15 protein-coding genes are annotated in these 16,545 nt (G+C 70.8%); 13 read left to right on the forward strand and 2 right to left on the reverse strand.

The window, feature by feature from the left end; genetic code table 11:
* Nucleotides 1–388 precede the first annotated feature (388 nt).
* Genes AB0B94_RS18740 through AB0B94_RS18760 form a run of 5 tightly spaced genes read left to right on the forward strand, consistent with a single transcriptional unit; the run spans nucleotide 389 to nucleotide 6,652 of the window.
* Nucleotides 389–2,470 (forward strand): DUF1800 family protein, encoded by a 2,082-nt coding sequence (locus AB0B94_RS18740; RefSeq protein ID WP_357281108.1) that lies wholly within the window; start codon nucleotides 389–391, stop codon nucleotides 2,468–2,470.
* Nucleotides 2,471–2,478: 8 nt separating this feature from the next.
* Nucleotides 2,479–3,861 carry a DUF1501 domain-containing protein gene (locus tag AB0B94_RS18745; protein WP_357281112.1) on the forward strand — a complete coding sequence of 461 codons (1,383 nt, stop codon included), beginning with the start codon at nucleotides 2,479–2,481 and terminating at the stop codon, nucleotides 3,859–3,861.
* Complete coding sequence (locus tag AB0B94_RS18750; RefSeq protein WP_357281116.1) at nucleotides 3,858–5,276, forward strand: ferredoxin reductase family protein; 1,419 nt, start codon at nucleotides 3,858–3,860, stop codon at nucleotides 5,274–5,276. The genes AB0B94_RS18745 and AB0B94_RS18750 overlap by 4 nt, the downstream gene beginning before the upstream one ends.
* A 13-nt stretch (nucleotides 5,277–5,289) precedes the next feature.
* On the forward strand, nucleotides 5,290–5,880 hold the full coding sequence (locus AB0B94_RS18755; protein ID WP_357281121.1) for an FMN-binding protein: 591 nt from the start codon (nucleotides 5,290–5,292) through the stop codon (nucleotides 5,878–5,880).
* A 49-nt stretch (nucleotides 5,881–5,929) separates the two neighbouring features.
* Nucleotides 5,930–6,652 carry an FAD:protein FMN transferase gene (locus tag AB0B94_RS18760; RefSeq protein WP_357281428.1) on the forward strand — a complete coding sequence of 241 codons (723 nt, stop codon included), beginning with the start codon at nucleotides 5,930–5,932 and terminating at the stop codon, nucleotides 6,650–6,652.
* A 434-nt stretch (nucleotides 6,653–7,086) separates the two neighbouring features.
* On the opposite strand, the gene AB0B94_RS18765 is transcribed toward AB0B94_RS18760, so the two are convergent.
* The gene (locus AB0B94_RS18765) at nucleotides 7,087–7,758 is read right to left on the reverse strand and encodes a bifunctional DNA primase/polymerase (RefSeq protein WP_091409390.1); all 672 of its coding nucleotides are present in this window, start codon (nucleotides 7,756–7,758) and stop codon (nucleotides 7,087–7,089) included.
* 248 nt (nucleotides 7,759–8,006) lie between these two features.
* Between AB0B94_RS18765 and AB0B94_RS18770 the strand changes: the two genes are divergently transcribed.
* The 7 genes from AB0B94_RS18770 (at nucleotide 8,007) to mctP (ending at nucleotide 14,731) form a co-directional block, all read left to right on the forward strand.
* On the forward strand, nucleotides 8,007–9,236 hold the full coding sequence (locus AB0B94_RS18770) for a helix-turn-helix domain-containing protein (RefSeq protein WP_238680500.1): 1,230 nt from the start codon (nucleotides 8,007–8,009) through the stop codon (nucleotides 9,234–9,236).
* 16 nt (nucleotides 9,237–9,252) lie between these two features.
* Nucleotides 9,253–9,825, forward strand: a complete 573-nt coding sequence (locus AB0B94_RS18775; RefSeq protein WP_357281130.1) for a flavoprotein — start codon at nucleotides 9,253–9,255, stop codon at nucleotides 9,823–9,825.
* A gap of 82 nt (nucleotides 9,826–9,907) precedes the next feature.
* Nucleotides 9,908–10,780, forward strand: a complete 873-nt coding sequence (locus AB0B94_RS18780) for a Nif3-like dinuclear metal center hexameric protein (protein ID WP_357281138.1) — start codon at nucleotides 9,908–9,910, stop codon at nucleotides 10,778–10,780.
* The gene (locus AB0B94_RS18785) at nucleotides 10,770–11,507 is read left to right on the forward strand and encodes a C4-type zinc ribbon domain-containing protein (RefSeq protein ID WP_357281144.1); all 738 of its coding nucleotides are present in this window, start codon (nucleotides 10,770–10,772) and stop codon (nucleotides 11,505–11,507) included. Before AB0B94_RS18780 ends, AB0B94_RS18785 begins: the two co-directional genes overlap by 11 nt.
* Before the next feature lie 3 nt (nucleotides 11,508–11,510).
* Nucleotides 11,511–12,686 carry a bifunctional RNase H/acid phosphatase gene (locus tag AB0B94_RS18790; RefSeq protein ID WP_357281150.1) on the forward strand — a complete coding sequence of 392 codons (1,176 nt, stop codon included), beginning with the start codon at nucleotides 11,511–11,513 and terminating at the stop codon, nucleotides 12,684–12,686.
* Nucleotides 12,687–12,839: 153 nt separating this feature from the next.
* Nucleotides 12,840–13,082 carry a DUF3311 domain-containing protein gene (locus AB0B94_RS18795; RefSeq protein WP_238671462.1) on the forward strand — a complete coding sequence of 81 codons (243 nt, stop codon included), beginning with the start codon at nucleotides 12,840–12,842 and terminating at the stop codon, nucleotides 13,080–13,082.
* A complete protein-coding gene (mctP, locus tag AB0B94_RS18800) occupies nucleotides 13,082–14,731 on the forward strand; it encodes a monocarboxylate uptake permease MctP (protein ID WP_357281156.1) in 1,650 nt (549 codons plus the stop codon). Before AB0B94_RS18795 ends, mctP begins: the two co-directional genes overlap by 1 nt.
* A 111-nt stretch (nucleotides 14,732–14,842) precedes the next feature.
* Here the strand turns inward: mctP and AB0B94_RS18805 are convergent, their stop codons facing one another.
* Nucleotides 14,843–15,406 (reverse strand): helix-turn-helix domain-containing protein, encoded by a 564-nt coding sequence (locus AB0B94_RS18805; RefSeq protein ID WP_357281163.1) that lies wholly within the window; start codon nucleotides 15,404–15,406, stop codon nucleotides 14,843–14,845.
* Nucleotides 15,407–15,492: 86 nt separating this feature from the next.
* Between AB0B94_RS18805 and AB0B94_RS18810 the strand changes: the two genes are divergently transcribed.
* Entirely contained in the window at nucleotides 15,493–16,383 is an 891-nt protein-coding gene (locus AB0B94_RS18810; RefSeq protein ID WP_357281168.1) for an NmrA/HSCARG family protein, read from the forward strand.
* Nucleotides 16,384–16,545 lie beyond the last annotated feature (162 nt).

A 16,545-nucleotide genomic window follows, 5' to 3' on the forward strand; every position in this document is an offset into this window, starting at 1 on the left:
CCGCTGCGGTGGCGGCTCACGCTCGCCCGCTGCTGCTACTTTCCCTGCACGCGAGCGCGCTTCATGTCCGACTTACCTGAGCCTTAAGTTTGCCTTTGGTGGTGAACGAGGCCGAAACTGTCGCGTACGGCGGCGCGGTCCGATCCGTACTCGGCTGCCGCACGTACGCCCTGCTGGGAAGGTCTGCGGGCGGGTCCATCCCGCAGCCCGCCGCCGCTGTCGCGCTGAGCGCTGTCTTAAGTGCCCTCACGAGTGGGTTCCGGCCACCTTGAAGGGCCCTGGGGCCTTGGTTACCTTGCCGTAGCAACCCCCTCAGGCAACAGTCGCCGCACCTGCCGCACCTGTCCGGTAGCAGCTTCCGGCGCTCATCAGAAATCGGGATTGGTACATGGCCGACCAGAATGTGCCACCACGTCGACCGCGGGACGACCGCGGTTGGGACGGACATCAGCACCCCAGCGCTGACGGCTACGGCGACCCCCACACGCCCGCGCCCTACGGCTACGACTCGCCCCACCCCTACCAGGGCGGCTACGCCGCGCAGGCCGACCCGCGTGAGCAGTACGCCGGGCAGCCCGCGCCCGCCCCGCGCGGTCCGCAGTGGGTCGGCCCGGAGGGCCTCGGCCGTCCGGCCCCGGCACGACCTGCCGGTACCGGACTGCCCACCCTCGACGATGACAACGAGCCGGGTCGCAAGGTCGGCCGACGTAAGGCGATGGTGGCCCTCGGCGGCACCGCCGCCGTCGTCGCCGGTGGCGCCGCGCTCGCCATGACCCCGCAGATCCGTGGCCTCTTCGGCGACGAGGCGGCGGCCGGCGACGCGACAGGCAGCACGGTTACCGACGGCACCGCGGCGCGCCCCAGCGGCCAGCAGCCCAGCACGGTGCGTACCTACACCGAGCAGAACGAGAGCTACATGGGCTCGCGGGCCGGTGAGGCGCTGAAGAAGAACGCGCCGGCCGGCGGGCGGACCTTCTCCGGCCCGGCGGCGGCAGCGGCGGCGACCACTGTGACAGTCAAGACGGTGCTGGCCAAGGACCCGATCCTGCACCTGGCCCGGCGCGCCACCTTCGGCGCGACGCCCGCGGTGGTCGCCGACATCAAGCGCGAGGGCATGGACGCCTGGATCCGCGCCCAGCTGGACCCGGAGAAGTTGGAGCCGAGCAAGGGTGAGCTGAAGCTCGCCGAGCTGCCGACCCAGAAGCTCTCCGTGCAGCAGCTACGCGACCAGCGGGACAAGCTCAACGAGCAGGACGCCCACCCGGAGCGGGAGATGGTCGACGCCACCATCGCCCGACAGATCTGGTCCAAGCGCCAACTGTTCGAGGTGATGGTCGACTTCTGGAACGACTTCCTGCACGTCGCAGCGGACTTCGACGGCGGCGAGGTGTACCGCAACTCGTTCGACCAGGACGTCGTGCGCAAGCACGCGCTGGGCAGCTACCCGGAGATGCTGGTCGCCGCGAACAAGCACCCGGCGCTGCTGATCTACCTGAACCAGAAGGACTCCCGCAAGGACGCGATCAACGAGAACCTCGCCCGGGAGAACCTCGAGCTCTACTCGGTCGGCGTCGACGGCGGCTACAAGGAGCCGGACGTCCGGCAGGCCGCCATGTTGCAGACCGGCCGCGGTGTCGACGACAAGGGCAAGTACGTCTTCCGCCCCGAGCAGCACTACGTCGGCAAGGTGAAGATCCTCGGCTTCACCCACGCGAACAACTCGGCCGACCCGAAGAAGGCCGAAGCGGCGATCGACGCGTACATCACCTACATCGCGACGCACCCGTCGACGGCGAAGTACGTGGCGCAGAGCCTTGCCACCCGGTTCGTCTCGGACACCCCGCCGAAGTCCCTGGTGGACCGGCTGGCCAAGACGTACACGACGAACAAGGGCATGATCAAGCCGGTCCTGATGACGCTGTTCTGCTCCTCGGAGTTCTGGGCCGGCGTGGGTCAGAAAGTGCGCCGGCCGATGGAGTACCTGGTCGCCACGTACCGCACCCTGGGCGTCTCGCCGGAGGCGTCGCCGAAGCACAACAACGGCGACAGCAAGCGCACCGCGTACGCCCGGGGGCTGCGCCAGATCCACGACAAGATGCGCGAGCTGGGCCAGTCCCCGATGGGTCATCCGACCCCGGACGGCTACCCGGATGTCTACGTCGCGTGGACCTCGGCCGGCACCATGGTCAACGGCTGGAACGAGGCGGGCGAGATCCTCGCCGGTTACCGCACCACCTTCACGTACACGGCGCCGGAGAAGCTGGTCGCCAAGCCGCCGGCGACGGCCGGGGCGTACGTGGACGCGCTCTCCCTGCGGCTGGTGGGCCAGAAGTTGAGCACGCGGGAGAAGAACCTCATCCTCGGCGTGGCCGGTGTGGCGGCGACCACCAAGGTCGACGCCACGTTCAACGGGGCCATCACCGCCGTCGCGCGGGCGATCCTCGCTTCCCCCCAGCACCACCTCCGGTGAGGCACCCGATGGAGAAGACTGTGTACAACTCTTTCCCCCTGCACCCCGAATGCCCCGACGTGCGACGGCTGGCCGACAACCCGGCCGAGGCGTTGCTGCGCGCCGAGGCGGACATCGTCGCCGCCGAGAACGCCGCCGAGTTCGACAGGTACCGCACCCTGGAGGACCTGGAGGAGGCCCAGCAGGACGGTCGCGGCGTGACCCGGCGGACCTTCGTCGCCGGTGCCGCGGCCACCGCCACCGCGCTGGCCACCGCCCAGTTCGTCACCACCTCGGCGTCGTTCGCGGCGACCAAGACCGGCACCCTGATCCACGTCTTCCTCTACGGCGGGCTGGACGGCCTGAGCCTGATCGCGCCGGACAACGACGCGGTGCTCAACAAGGCCCGGCCCGACCTGCTGCTCGGCAACGACTCGCTGGCCCTGGGCCGTGGTTTCAAGCTGACCAGCGCGTTCAAGCCGCTGGAGAAGTGGCTCACCGCCGGTCAGCTGGGCTTCATCCCGGCGGTCTCCGACGAGCGGCTGTCCCGCAGCCACTTCCAGGCCGCCGACGCCTGCAACCTGGGCGGGCTGCCCAACGAGACCGGCGGCCGGGGTTGGCTCGACGGTCTGGTCGACAACCTCGGCAAGGGCACCGCGTTCCGCAGCGTCGGCATCGGCAGCACGTTGCCCCGTTCGCTGGTCGGCAACAACGGCGCGCTCTCGCTGAACAACGTCGGCTCCCTGCGGCTCAACGGTGACGAGCGGTTCCGGGCCGCCACCGAGAAGGCCATCAAGGGCCTCTTCACCGGGATCAACCACCCGGTCGAGGAAGCCGTGCAGGAGGGCATGGGCGCGCTGGCCACCGCCCAGAAGCTCGCCGCCAAGCCGTACCAGCCCGCCGAGGGCGTCAAGTACGAGGGCGTCGGCAACGCGTTCCAGCAACTCGCCCAGTTGATCAAGGGCGGCGCCAACGTTCGGGTCGCCACCGTCGGCATGGGTGGCTACGACACCCACGAGAACCAGGGCACCCGCGAGGGCGGTCAGCTGCACCGCCGCCTCAACGAGTTGGCCAGCGCGATGGCCGCCTTCTTCACCGACCTCGGCCCGAAGGCCGCCGACGTGACGATCATGGTGTCCAGTGAGTTCGGCCGTCGGGTCGGCTCCAACAACAACGGCACCGACCACGGGCACGGCGGCGTGGTCACCCTGCTGTCCGGCAAGAAGCTGGCCGGTTCGCTGCTGGGCACCTGGAACGGTCTGGACAAGCTGGACTCCGGTGACGTGCCGGAGTACAACAACATGTTCAACGTCTACGGCGCTGTGGCGCAGGGCCGGTTCGGGCTCACCAACGCGGAGGTCGACAAGGTCTTTCCCCGCCAGAAGTACGCCCCGATGAAGCTGTACGCGTGACGTATTCGCACACCCACGCCGCCGGCCGTCGTACCGGGACCTCGTCCCGGCACGGCGGCCGGTCGGCGGTACCCGTACCCCCGCAGATCCCGGACCGGCGCGGGCCCGGCGGCCGACGGCTGCTGGGCGTGCTGCTCCTGGTCGGCCTGCTCGCCAGCGTGCTGCCCTGGTGGTTGGGCACCCCGGCCGGATCGTTGCGGAGCACAGCGGCCACCGTCACCGCGGCCGGCCGGATCACCGGCCTGGTCGCCGGCTACCTGCTGCTGGTGCAGGTGCTGATGATGAGCCGACTGCCGGTGCTGGAACGGTGGATCGGCGGCGAGCACACGGCCCGCTGGCACCGGGACATCGGCGCCACCCTGCTGGTCACCGTGCTGGCACACGTGTCGCTGATCCTGGTCGGCTACGCCGACCTGCGTAACCAGTCGATCCTCGCCGAGGTCGGCACGTTGCTCGGCGACTACGAGGACATGGTCTCGGCGTTCGTCGCCGCCGGCATCATGATGCTGGTCGGCTTCAGCAGCATCCGGGCGATCCGGCGGGCGTTGCCCTACGAGATGTGGCACCTGCTGCACCTGTCCAGCTACCTCATCCTGCTGCTCGGCTTCGGCCACCAGTTCACCCACGGCGCGCAGCTGTACCGGCCCGGCCCGGTGCGCACCGGCTGGATCGCGCTGTACGTGCTGGTGGTCGCCGCCCTGCTCTGGGGCCGCGTGATCGCGCCGCTGGCGTTCAACCTGCGCTACCAGCTGCGGGTCGCCGACGTGGTCGCCGAGAGCACCGACACCATCTCCATCTACCTCACCGGGGAGCGGCTCGGCCGGCTGGCGATGCTCGGCGGCCAACACTTCCGCTGGCGGTTCCTCACCCGGGGCTGCTGGTGGCAGTCACACCCGTTCTCCGTCTCCGCCGCCGCCAACGGCCGCTGGCTGCGGGTCACCGTCAAGGTGGTCGGCACCCACACCGCCGACCTGCGCGACCTGGAACCGGGCACCCGGGTCTGGGCCGAAGGCCCGTCGGGCACCTTCACCGCCGCGCACCGGCTCGGCGAGCGGGCGCTGCTGATCGCCGGTGGCAGCGGCATCACGCCGATCCGGGCCATGCTTGAGGAGTTGCCGCCGGGCGTCGCGCTGATCTACCGCGCCCGCACCCCGGCCGACGTGCTGCTCAGCCGCGAGTTGGACTGGCTGGCCCAGGAACGCGACACCTCCGTCTGGTACGTCATCGGCTCCCGCGACGACCCCGGCCCCCGCCAGCTGATGAGCCCGGACGGGCTGCGGCAACTGGTGCCCGACGTGGCCCGGCGCGACGTCTACCTGTGCGGGCCGCCCGGGTTGGTGGAACAGTCGGTGCGGGCGCTGCGGCGGGCCGGCGTGCCCCGACGGCAGATCCATCTGGCCACGTTCGAGCTGTAGGAAGGGCATCCCCATGCGTCGCGCGCTCCTCGCGATCACCGGCCTGGCCGCCAGCACCACGGCGCTTGTGGTGTTCAAGGGCTCGCCAGGCACCAGCCAGGTCGCCCAGAACCTGCCGACCGCGCAGCCGGTCAACCCCTCCGGGCCGGGCACCGAGCCGGGTGCGCCGGGCACCGACCCGACCGCCGGCACGCCGACACCATCGGGAAGCGCCAAGCCGTCGACGTCGCCCAAGCCCGGCAAGAGCACCGCGCGCCCGTCGGGCACCAGGACGACGAAGGCCCCCAGCGCGCCACGGACCACCACCAAGGCGCCCCAGTCGACCACCCGCCGGGTCACCGGCAACGGCTTCGAGAACGAGTACGGGTACGTGCAGGTGCAGATCGTCGTCTCGGGTAGCCGGATCGTCGAGGCCGTGGCGCTGTCGCTGCCCAGCGGGGGTGAATCCGACATCCACAGCGGCGACGTCCGCAACAGTTACGACGGCAGGGGCGGCGAGGTGGTGCGGAAGCAGAACGCGAACCTGAACACCGTCTCCGGGGCCACCGAGACCAGCAACTCCTACAAGCAGTCGCTGCGGTCCGCCATCGAGCAGGCATTCTGACGTGCGGGCCACGCTGACCCGACCCGGGCTGTGCCGGGTCGAACAGATCATGGGTACGACGATCACCCTGGATCTCGCCGACGACCTGCCACCGGCGACCCTGCGCGAGCTGGCGGACGAGGTCTTCGCCTGGATGCACGAGGTGGACGGACGGTTCAGCACCTACCAGCCGGACAGCGAGGTGTGCCGCTTCGACAGGGGTGAGGTGCTGCTCTCCGAGGCGTCCGCGGACCTGCGGTACGTGCTGGAGACCTGCGCCGACCTGTGGGGCACCACCGACGGGTTCTTCGACGCGTACGCCACCGGTCGGCTCGACCCGTCCGGCTACGTCAAGGGCTGGGCGGCCCAGGTCGCCTCGGACCGCCTCGTCGCCGCCGGTGCCGTCAACCACTGCGTGAACGCCGGTGGCGACGTACGGGTGCGGGGTCTGTCGCCGTCCGGGGAGCCGTGGCGCATCGGCATCCGGCACCCGTGGGACGCGATGGCGGCCTGTCTGGTGCTCAGCGGGACCGACCTGGCGGTGGCGACGTCAGGCGTGTACGAGCGGGGCCGGCACGTGCTGGACCCGCGCCGCGGCGCACCGGCCAGCGGGCTGCGCTCGGTGACCGTTGTCGGCACCGACCTCGGGTTGGCCGACGCGTACGCCACCGCCGCCCTCGCCATGGGCACCCCCGGCCTCAACTGGCTGGCCCGCCTGAACGACCACACCCACGCGGCGATAACCGACACCGCCCGCGAGTACCACTCCGCCGCCCTCCCCCTAACCGCCTAGCCCCTCACGCGCCCCCCGCGCTCCCCGCGCTCTCCGCGCCCCCTTCGCTCCCCGCGATCTTGCAGTTTCGGTTGCTGGTTCGTCCCGTTAGGTGCAGTTTGTCGGGACAGCAAGTGCAAGATCGCCGAGAGCGGGGTGGGGGTGGGGGAGCCGAGAGCGGGGTGCTGCTAGCGGATGGGGCGGTGGGTGCCGGCTGGGCGGGAACCGGTGGGGCGTGGGCGGCCGGGGCGGGACCCGGACGGTCGGGTGCCGGCCCAGCGGCGCCCCGGGTGGCTGCGCCGGGGCGGCTCGGTGCCGCCGGGGTGAGGCGCTCTGTCGTTGGTGGACATCGTTCCCCCGTTCGTGGCGCGCGTTCGCACCGTCCCCCTGTCAACGAGGACCGACACCTCGGCGACGCTGTCGGGCACCGGATCGAATCGTCGACCGGGCCGGTTTCACATGCCTCGGCGAGGCAGCGGCAGGTGACCGGGGAGCAGGTCGGGGGCGAGCGTCACCCCGGCGGCGCGCAGCGCCCCGATCAACGTGTTCTGCACGAGGTACGAATCCGGAAGCTGCCAACGCGCCTGTTCCGGGGCGACCGCCCAGCGGACCGTGCCCTCCGGCAACCGGGTGGGCGGCGCGGGGATCCACGAGCCCGGCCCGTGCCGGACCACGTGGAAGCAGTGCTCCAACTCCGGTCGGAGCGGGTCGCCGGGGCGGACCAGGAACATCCACCGGCCGGTGGGCGTGACCAGCACCGGCCCGCGTACGCCGGTGCCGGCCGGGTGGATCTGGACCGCGTCGAGCACGTGCCGGCCGAGGTGGGCGGGCACCTCCAGCACGTCGAAGGCCCGGCCGGTGGGCAGCAGCACCCCGTGCGGTCGGCTCCGCCACCAGGTGGCCACCCGGGCCGGGTCGGCGCTGGCGGCCAGTTCCCAGTTCTCCAGGGCGGGGTGGCAGCCCACTGTGGGGCAGCCGGCCCGCCCGCAGACGAAGCGGCTGCGGGCCAGACAGGCACCCGGGGTGACCTCCCAGCCGTGTACCGCGTACCGGATGGCGACCCGGCGCAGCCGGACCCGTTCCAGCGGCGACAGTTCGGCAACGCGCGGTACGACATTCCCCCACATGTGTGCCAACTCCTCTCGTCGGGCCCGGCGTTCGCCAGGTCGCATGTCGAGCACCGTCACTGCCGTAACCCACGATCGTTGAGGTTGACGAACGGCCCGTGCAACTTGCACGAAAACTACGAGGACTACCTGTACGGCTGACGTACATCCTGTGCGACCAGCGCAAACCTGAAAATGAACGGCAGTCGCCGCACCCGCGGACATCGCCCCGACTCGATTGGTTGTCGGTGGCAGGGGAGGATGGGGAGATGGACGAGCTACCCATAGGACGGCGAGTTGCCTACTGGCGGGGGCGACGCAAGATGTCGCAGCAGGTCTTCGCGGACCGGCTGGGCAAGTCCAAGAGCTGGGTGGACAAGGTCGAACGCGGCGTCCGACGGTTGGACAAGTTCTCCGTCCTCTACGAGATCGCCGACATCCTCCAGATGGACGTGCAGCTGCTGATGGGCAAGGATCCGGAGCGGCGTGCCGACGCCCTCAACTGCATCGACCAGGTCGAGGTGCAGGAGATCCGGGCGGCGCTGGAACGCTACGACTCGATGAGCGCGTACTTCGACGCGGCGCCGTACCCGCCACCGATGGACGACATGCGCAAGGCCGTCAACCACGCCTGGCTCACCTACCAGTACGGCCGCTACGGGATGCTCACCCGGGCGCTGCCGAAGCTGCTGCGCGACGCCCAGGCGGCCGACGCCGCCTACGGCGGTGAGCAGGCCGCCGAGGCGGCCCACCTGCTCGGCCAGGTCTACCAGATCGCCTCCTCGGTGCTGCGCAAGCTCGGCGAGTGCGAGCTCGCCTGGTTGGCCGCCGACCGGTCGATGGCGGTGGCCCAGCGGGCCGACGACCCGCTGCTCGCCGGGATCGCCACGACCCGGGTGTGCAACGCCCTGGTCGCGATGGGTCGGGCCCGCCCCGCGCTGGAGCTGAACGTCCAGATCGCCAACCGGCTGGCGCCGGGTGGCAGCAACGAGGTCTCGCCGGCCCGGCTCTCCGTCTACGGGATGCTGCTGCTCCAGGGGGCGATGGCCGCGTCCCGCATCGGTGACTCGGCCAGCGTCGACGACCTGATCAACTGCGCGCAGGAGGCCGCCACCCTGCTCGGCGGCGACCACAACCACTACTGGACGTCGTTCGGCCCGACAAATGTCGAGCTGCACCGGGCCGCCGCCGCCGTGGAGCTGGGCGACGGGGGGCGGGCCGTGGAGGTGCACCAGCTGCGCATCGCGGAGCCCTCCTTCAACGCGCTGCTGCCCGAGCGCCGCGCCCACCACCTGCTCGACATCGCCCGCGGGTACGCCCAGATAGGCGACGTGGCGAACGCCGGCGAGATGCTGCTGCTCGGTGATCGGCTCGCCCCGTCGGAGATCCGCTGCCGGCCGATCGCGCACGAGGTGATGTCCGACATCCTCCGTCGCACACGTGGTGCGCCGCCTTCTCCGGTAGCGGAGTTGGCTGAGCACATGGGAGTAGGGGTATGAGCGCGGAGCCGGTCTGATGGCCGGTGCAGCGCGCAACAGTGGGCACCGCGAGGTGCTCTACGTCATCGCCTGCGGTTCGCCGCTGGCTCGGCACGTCGGTCGTCTGGTCGACCTCGCCCAACGCGACGGTTGGGACGTCTGCGTGGTCACCACGCCGGACGGCGCGAAGTTCGTCGACCAGTCGGCCCTGATCCGGCAGACCGGCCACCCGGTGCGGACGCACTACAAGAACCCCGGTGACCCGGACGTGCTGCCGCCCGCCGACGCCATGATCGTCTGCCCGGCCACCGTCAACACCGTCAACAAGTGGGCCGCCGGGATCACCGACACGCTGGCGCTCGGGCTGTTGGTCGAGGCCCAGGGCAAGGGCGTCCCCATCGTGGCGGTGCCATACACAAACGCGGCGATGGCCTGCCACCCGGCGTTTCGTGCCGGGGTGGCCCGGTTGGCCGAGTGGGGCGTCACTGTGCTCTTCGGCGACGATGTCATCGCTCTGCATCCGCCCGGAACGGGGGAACAGCACCTGCACGCCTTCCCCTGGGCGATGCCGCTGGCCGCACTGCAGACCGTCTCCTGGAGCGCCGCCTAGCGCGTCCGGCAGATCTTCCACCCGACGCGGCCCGGCCGGGTGTCACCGCCCGGCGGCCCCGACGCCGGTAAGCTGGCCCGCCGTGAGCACAAGCGGATCCGCCCCCACAGTCAGCGACGTGGTGGCCGCGCTGGAACGGCGCTTTCCGCCGGTCTGGGCGCAGGAGTGGGACCGGGTGGGCCTGGTGCTCGGTGAGCCAGCGGCCCCGGTCCGCCGGGTGCTCTGCGTGGTCGACGTGGTGCCCGAGACGGTCGAGGAAGCCCTCGCCGCCGACGCGGACATGATCGTCGCGCATCACCCGCTGCTGCTGCGCGGGGTGTCCTCGGTCGCCGCGACGACCTTCAAGGGGCGGATCATCCACCAGTTGATCCGGGCCGGGGTGGCGCTCTACGCGGCGCACACCAACGCCGACGTGGCCTGCCCGGGGGTCTCCGACGCCCTCGCCGCCCGCTTCGGGCTCACCGGCCTGCGCCCACTGCAACGACCCGCGCCCGGCTCGCCCGTTCACGGCGACGACACTGGTTTCGGCCGGATCGGCGAACTGCCCCAGCCGATGACCCTCGCCGAGCTGACCCGGCACGCGGCGGCGGTGCTCCCCGTCACGTCCTGGGGAGTTCGCGCGGCGGGGGATCCCGGGCGTATGGTTCGTACCCTCGCCGTCAGCGGCGGGTCGGGGGACAGCTTCCTCGGCGCCGCGACCGCCGCCGGGGTGGACGCGTTCCTCACCGCCGACCTGCGGCACCACCCGGCCGGCGAGCACCTCGCCGCCGATGGTCCCGCCCTGATCGACGCCGCCCACTGGGCGACCGAACGACCGTGGCTGGACGACCTGGCCGCCTTCCTCCGGGAGGCGCTGGACGTCGAGACGCTGGTGTCCGACCTGGACACCGACCCGTGGACCGTGCACGCCGCCGCACCCGCTGTGGACGACAAGGAGCCCGACCGTGAAGGCTGACCCCAAGGTGCAGCGCCGCCTGCTCGACCTCCAGGCGATCGACACCAACCTCGCCCAGCTCGCCCACCGTCGGCGTTCGCTGCCTGAGCGGGCCGAGCTGGAGTCGCTGGCCCGGGAGTTGTCGTCGATGGAGGACGAGCGGGTCCGCGCCCAGGTGGCGGTGGACGACCTGGACCGGGACATCGCCCGGTTGGAGAAGGACGTCGAGCAGGTCCGGGCCCGCAAGGAGAAGGACGAGAACCGGCTGGCCGCCGGCACCGGCCCGGCCCGTGAGCTGGAGGCGCTCCAGCACGAGCTGGTCTCGCTCAAGCGCCGCCAGGGCGACCTGGAGGACGCCGAGCTGGAGCTGATGGAGCAGCGGGAAACCGCGCAGGGCGTACTGGACGGCGTGGAGCAGCGGCTGGCCGAGACCCGGGACAAGCGGGCCGCGACCGAGCAGCGCCGCGACGAAGCGCTGGCCGAGATCGCCAAGGAGGAGGAGTTCAAGCGGGGCGCCCGTCAACCGCTCGCCGCCGACCTCCCCAGCGATCTGGTCAACCTCTACGACAAGGTCCGCGAGGACACCGGGTTGGGTGCCGCGCTGCTCACCGGGGGTCGCTGCGGCGGATGCCGCCTGGACCTGTCCGGCGCCGACCTGGCCCGGATCCGCAAGGCCGCCCCCGACGACGTGGTCCGCTGCGAGGACTGCCGACGGATCATGGTCCGTACCAACGAGTCGGGTCTGTAGGTCGTGGCGCCGCGCCTGGTCTCCATGGAGGCCGACGGTGGGTCCCGGGGCAACCCCGGCCCCGCCGGCTACGGGGCGGTGGTCCGCGACCCGGAGACCGGCGAGGTGCTCGCCGAGCGCTCCGAGTCGCTCGGCACGGCCACCAACAACGTCGCCGAGTACCAGGGCCTGATCGCCGGGTTGACCGCCGCCGCCGAGCTGGGTGCCGCCGAGGTGGACGTCCGGATGGACTCCAAGCTGGTGGTCGAGCAGATGTGCGGCCGGTGGCAGATCAAGCACCCCGGCCTGCGGCCCCTCGCCGCCCAGGCCGCCGCGCTGGTGGGCCGGTTCGCAGCGGTCCGGTTCAGTTGGATTCCGCGCGAGCAGAACAGGCACGCCGACGCCCTCGCCAACGCCGCCATGGACGCCGCCGCGGGTCGTCCGTCGGCGACTGCGGCCCCCGGTCGCCCGGCGCCAACGCCGACCACCGGCCAGCCCTCGACGACGCCCGCCACCCCGATCGTCGGCAGCGATCCGGCGACCGCTCCGGCCTCCTGGGAGCCACGGCCGACCTTCACCGCCACCCGGCTGATCCTGGTCCGCCACGGCGAGACCGCGTACACCGAGCAGCGGCGCTACTCCGGGCGCGGCGACGTTCCACTCTCCGAGCGCGGCCGGGCCCAGGCCCGCGCCACCGGCGCCCGGGTGGCCGAGCTGGCCCCGTCCGTCGCGGCAGTGCTCAGCTCACCGTTGTCCCGGTGTACGGCCACCGCGGCGTCGATCGCCGGGGCGCTCGGTGACGTGCCGGTCCGCACCGAGGACGACCTGATCGAGTGCGACTTCGGCCAGTGGGAGGGGCGCACCTTCGCCGAGGTGCGCGAGCAGTGGCCGGGGGAGATGGACGCCTGGCTCGCCTCACCCCGGATCGCGCCGCCGGGCGGGGAGTCGTTCACCCAGGTCGCCGAACGCGCGCACCGCGTCATCAGCGGGCTGCTGACCGCGTACCCCGGTGAGACAGTGGTGGCCGTCTCGCACGTCTCGCCGATCAAGCTGGTGCTGCGCGACGCCCTGGCGGCCGGCGACGGTTTCCTGCACCGGCTCTTCCTGGACGCGGCAGGCATCTCGGTGCTCGACATGTGGGCGGACGGCGGCGTGGCGGTACGCACCGTCAACGACACCGCCCACCTCACCACTCTCTGAGTCGATTTACTCCCGGCCGGTCGGCCGCGCCGTTCGGCGCAGCCGACCGGCCGTTCGGCGCAGCACCCTTCGGACGGGTCAGGTGACCGCCGTCACAGAGTCGTAGCCTCCGGCCGTTACATCGGAAGCCACGACTCCCCGGAGGTGTGTCAGATGGCTGCACCCGAACCGGAGGCGCCGCCCACGGTGCCGACCAGGGCGAAGGACCACAGCCCCTGGAACTGGTTGCTCTTCATCCCCATCGTGGTGCCGCTGATCCCGGCGTTCTTCAATGGCGACTCGCCCCGGGTCTTCGGCTTCCCGCGCTTCTACTGGCTGCAACTGGCCTTCATCCTGCTCGGCGTCGGCACCACCACGTTGGTCTACCAGATGACGAAGAAGCGGGGAGGCCGCTGATGTGGCGCGACCATCTCACCGAGATCATCGTCTTTTCCGTGCTGTTCCTCCTGGTCAGCGTGATGGGCTTCGTGGCCGCCCGGTGGCGGGCGCCGAAGGACATGGCGCACCTGGACGAGTGGGGGCTGGGCGGGCGCAGCTTCGGCGGCTGGATCACCTGGTTCCTGGTCGGCGGTGACCTCTACACCGCGTACACCTTCGTGGCGGTTCCGGCGTTGATGTTCGGTGCCGGCGCGGCCGGGTTCTTCGCCGTGCCGTACACCATCGTCATCTACCCGCTGGTCTTCCTGGTGCTGGTGCGGCTCTGGTCGGTGTCGCACCGGCACGGGTTCGTCACGCCGGCCGACTTCGTCCGCAACCGGTTCGACTCGCCGGTGCTGGCGCTGCTGATCGCGATCACCGGCATCGTCGCCACCATGCCGTACATCGCATTGCAGTTGGTCGGCATCGAAGCGGTGCTCAAGACGATGGGCGTCACCGGCGACAACGCGCTGGCCCGACACCTGCCGATCATCATCGCGTTCGCCATCCTGGCCGCCTACACGTACCAGTCGGGGTTGCGTGCGCCCGCGCTGATCGCGTTCGTCAAGGACAGCCTGATCTACATCGTGATCCTGGTGGCGGTCGTCTATCTGCCGTACAAGCTGGGCGGCTGGGGTGACATCTTCGCCGCCGCCGACGCGAAGTTCGACGCCTCACCCAATCCGAACGACGGCATCCTGCTCAACGGCAGCAACCAGCTTCAGTACGTGACGCTGGCGCTCGGCTCGGCGTTGGCGCTGTTCCTCTACCCGCACAGCATCACCGGTGTGCTGGCCAGCAGGAACCGCGACGTGATCAAGCGGAACATGTCGGCGCTGCCCGCGTACAGCCTGCTGCTCGGGTTGATCGCGCTGCTCGGCTACATGGCCATCGCGGCCGGCGTGAAGCCGCTGCCCGGTGCTTCGGCCGGCAGTGTGGACAACAACACCGTCGTGCCGCTGCTGTTCGACCAGCAGTTCCCGGACTGGTTCGCCGGTGTCGCGTACGCGGCGATCGGCATCGGCGCGCTGGTGCCGGCGGCGATCATGTCGATCGCGGCGGCGAACCTGTTCACCCGCAACATCTACAAGGAGTACCTGAAGCGGGACGCCTCCCCGGCCCAGGAGGCGAACGTCTCGAAGATCACCTCGCTGGTGGTGAAGGTCGGCGCGGTGGCCTGCATCGTCTTCCTCGACCCGCAGTTCTCCATCGACCTCCAACTGATCGGTGGCGTGATCATCCTTCAGACGCTGCCAGCGGTGGCGCTGGGCCTCTACACCCGGTGGTTCCACCGCACCGGCCTGATCGTCGGCTGGGTGGCCGGCATGGGGTTGGGCATGTGGATGCTCTACCAGGTGGCCAGCCCGACCCGGAAGCACTTCGGCGGCTCGGCGTTCCCGCTGTCGGAGTTCGGGTTCGACACCACCAGGACGATCTACGTCGGCATCGTGGCGGTGGCGGTCAACCTGGCCGTGGCGGCTCTGGTGACGCTGGCGCTGCGGGCCGCGAAGGTCGAGGAAGGAGTCGACGGCACCGAGCCGGACGACTACTTCGCCGACGAGGGCGACCCCCGTATCACCCCCGGCCCCGACCGCGACGCCGACCCGGCCCGCGAACCGGTCGCCTGACCTCGGGCCCGGCGCGCGTTTTCGCGTCGATCATGGAGTTGTGGTGCCTGGTTGATGGCTGTTCACGGCAGTCGTCCCGCACCACAACTCCATGATCGACGAAGTCTGGGCCTACGAGCCCTTGTGGACCGACTCGCGCCGGTCCGCTGACCCGATCCCCCGGAGGGCGAGGGTCAGCAGTTGTTCCGCCTTGGCCGCACCCGTCGGTTGCGCCGCGAGTGAGATGCCGTTGGCGAGGATCATCAGGTCGGCCATGGTGATGTCGGGCCGTACCGAACCCTCGTCGACGGCTCGGCGTAGCAGTGGTTCACCGGCGGCGACGAGCGTCGCGCCGCAGGTGTCGGACTCCTGGGCGGGCTCGTTCAGGAGCGAGTCCGCGAGGCCGCGGGTTGTCGTGGCGTACGCGGTCACCTCGTGCAGCCAGGTCGTCAGCGCGTCGAGCGCGTCCGGCGCGGCGAGTAGCTCTCCGGCGCGCGCCGCCAGGTTGCGGACACACCCGCCGAAGACCGCCTGGAGCAGCGACCACCGGGTGGGGAAGTGCCGGTGCAGGGTCGCCGAACCGACCCCGGCGGATCGGGCGATCTCCTCCAGCGAGGCGTACGCGCCGTCGCGGGCGATCGCCTCGGACGCCGCCGTGACGATGAGGTCGTAGTTGCGCTGCGCGTCCGCTCTCATGGCCCGCCTTGCAGAAATGGGGTAGTCCCCCGTATCGTAGCCGACGAAAAGTGGGGGGCCACCCCATTTGTTTCTCAGGAGGCATCGTGGCTGTTCTCGTCATCGGCGCGACGGGTAAGCAGGGCGGGGCAACAGCCCGAGCGCTGCTGGACCGTGGCGTCCCGGTCCGCGCCCTGGTCCGCGATCCCGGCACTGACAGCGCCCAGGCTCTGCGGGAGCGGGGCGCCGAACTGGTCACTGGCAACCTGGACGACGCCGACTCGCTGCTCGCCGCGGCGGACGGGATGGACGGCGTCTTCTCCATCCCGTATCCCGATGTGACGGACATGCAGGGCGACGCCGAAGTGATCCGCGGCCGCAACGTCGTCGAGGCGGCGCGACGGGCCGGCGTGTCGCAGTTCGTGCACAGCAGCGTCTCGGGTGCCGGCGACTTCCACCGCAACCAGCCCGGCTGGGCCGAAGGTCGGTGGGACAGGCACTACTGGGAGAGCAAGGCGGCAATCGACGAGCTGGTGCGCTCGGGTGGCTTCGCGCACTGGACGGTCCTGAAGCCCTCGACCTTCATGGAGAACCTGGTCGGGTGGTCCTACCTCTTCGGCGACTGGTCCAGTGGCACGATCATCACCGGCTTCGCCGAAGACACGCGCATGCCGTGGATCGCCGTCGACGACATCGGCGAAGCGGCGGCGATCGCGTTCACGAACCCGGGCAAGCTCGACGGCCTGGACGTCGAACTCGCCGGCGACCTGCTCACCATGACCGAGGTCGCGGCCATCCTGAGTGAGGTCACCGGTCGGGCGATCACCGCGCCCGTGCTCACCCCACAGGAGGCCGTCGAGCGCGGCCTGCTGCCCGCCATGGTCAAGGCGGTCGAGCAGATCAACGAGAACGGAAGCCCCGCCCGTCCGGAGATGACCCGCGCCCTCGGCCTACCGACCACTGACTTCCGCACCTGGGCGCGGCGAACGTTCTCCTGAATCCCGGCGGGTTCGCCGCAAGATCGTGCTCGATCGTTGTTGTAGTGGTGTCGGAGCGCGCGGGATGCCACTACAACCAGGATCTTGCGCGATCTTGGCGGTGGAAGGGCTTCTTCGCGCGACTGGATGGCGCGGTGAGCCACGCCACGACACCCCGACGCG

Source organism: Micromonospora sp. NPDC048986 (assembly GCF_040649335.1).
GTDB lineage: Bacteria > Actinomycetota > Actinomycetes > Mycobacteriales > Micromonosporaceae > Micromonospora > Micromonospora alfalfae.